Here is a 1,605-nt window from a genome sequence, read left to right on the forward strand (position 1 = left end):
GGGGACGGACGGCCTCGGCGTCCCCGACCACCTGTACCGCGTGCCCGACCGGCTCTCGGCCCAGACCCCCGAGGACGGTTGGCGGAGCGGCGCCGTCGAGCACGACCCGGCCGTGGGGACTGCGGCGGCGGCGTGGCTGACCCCCGCGGGTGGACTCCCGGTCGTGGTCGGCGCCGCCGACGGTGACTACCACCTGCTCGACCTCCCCGGTTACGCCGGCAACAACTGGTGGATGCACGTCACGCTCCACGAGCCCACGATCGCGCTGTCACCCGACGGCAGCCGGCTCGCTTACTCGTGGGCCGAGTTCGGCCCCGACTCCGACAACGAGCCCATCCCGAGCGGGATCCGGGTCGTCGACCTGCGCACCGGCGAGACCTCGACGTACGCCCTGGAAGGAGCAGAGGGCACGGTCGTCACCGAGATCGCGTGGTCGCCCGGCGCACGCTGGCTCGGCTGGGCCGGCGCACGGATGGCGTCCTGGACCGAGATGTCCATGGGTGGCAGCGACGGCGTCGCCGGCAGGATCGAGCTGGCATCGGACGCGCGGACCGAGCTCGACATCGGCAGCCCGGAGGTGTCCATCGGCATCGACGACAGGGGTGTCCTCGCCGTCGGCAGCGGCTCGCGGCTCCGGCTCTGGGACGGCCGCCACACCGACCGGGCGCGAGTCACCGGCCTCACCGACCTGCCGATCGCCGCCGGCCCCGGGGGTGCGTGGGCCGTCCCGGGCACGGAGGTCGTCACCCTCCTCGAGGGTGACGACGTCCGGGACATCCCCGTCGACGGCGCCACCAGGGTCTTCGCGCTGGGTGCGACCGCTGGGGACCTGGTCGTGTCCACCGACCGCAACGACGGCACCGGCACGACCTACCTGGTCGCGTCCGACGGCGGCGCCCCGCGGCCGATCATCGACGTCGGCATCGCCAGTCCCGGCAGCCTGACGCTCGCTGTCGACCTGATCGACCCGGACCACCCGACGGTCGAGCGGCCCGCTCCGCACTGGCCGTGGTGGACCGACCGCGGGACCACGATCCTGTGGGGCTCCGCCGTCGCGCTCCTGGTGCTCGTGGCCGCCGGCTCGCTCGTCCTCAGCCGCCGCCGCTCCTCCCGTTGATTCGGGAGTTGTGCACGTTCATTCGGGGGTTGTGCACGTTCATTCGGGAGTTGCGAGCATCGAGTCGGGAGCTCACCACCGGCGATTGGAGTACGCCGACGCCGGGTCGAGCGCCGCACGCAGCTCGCCGAGCCAGCGGTCGAGGGCGGCGCCGGTGAAGTCGCCCCTGCGCACGACGATCACGATCCAGCCCTGGGCGCGCAGCCAGGCCCTGCGCACCTCGTCGTGGGCGCGCTGCTCCTCACTGCCGTGCGCGTCGTCGCCGTCGTACTCGACACAGACCTTCCGGTCCGGGTAGGCGAAGTCGAGCCGATAGCTGCGCACTCCGTCGACGTCCACCCAGAACTGCGCCTCCGGCAGGGGCAGGCTCGCATCCGCGATCTCGAGGAGCACCCACGACTCGCGTGGCGACTCGACCTGCGGCTGCACCAAGCCGACCAGACCGCGCAGCTGCACCACGCCCCGGCGGCGGCGGTAGCGGCCCAGCC

The 1,605-nt window shown here is 73.1% G+C and carries 2 protein-coding genes; one reads left to right on the plus strand and one right to left on the minus strand.

Going from position 1 to position 1,605, the window contains the following annotated elements; genetic code table 11:
* Positions 1–1,117, plus strand: a 1,117-nt coding sequence (locus Q0L15_RS19740; protein ID WP_296606302.1) for a hypothetical protein, incomplete at its 5' end; no start/stop codon positions are given.
* A gap of 72 nt (positions 1,118–1,189) precedes the next feature.
* Here Q0L15_RS19740 and Q0L15_RS19745 read toward each other — a convergent pair.
* On the minus strand, positions 1,190–1,605 hold a 416-nt coding region (locus Q0L15_RS19745), incomplete at its 5' end, for a DUF559 domain-containing protein (protein ID WP_296606304.1).

Origin of the sequence: Nocardioides sp. (assembly GCF_024509035.1) — a bacterium.
Lineage (GTDB): Bacteria > Actinomycetota > Actinomycetes > Propionibacteriales > Nocardioidaceae > Nocardioides.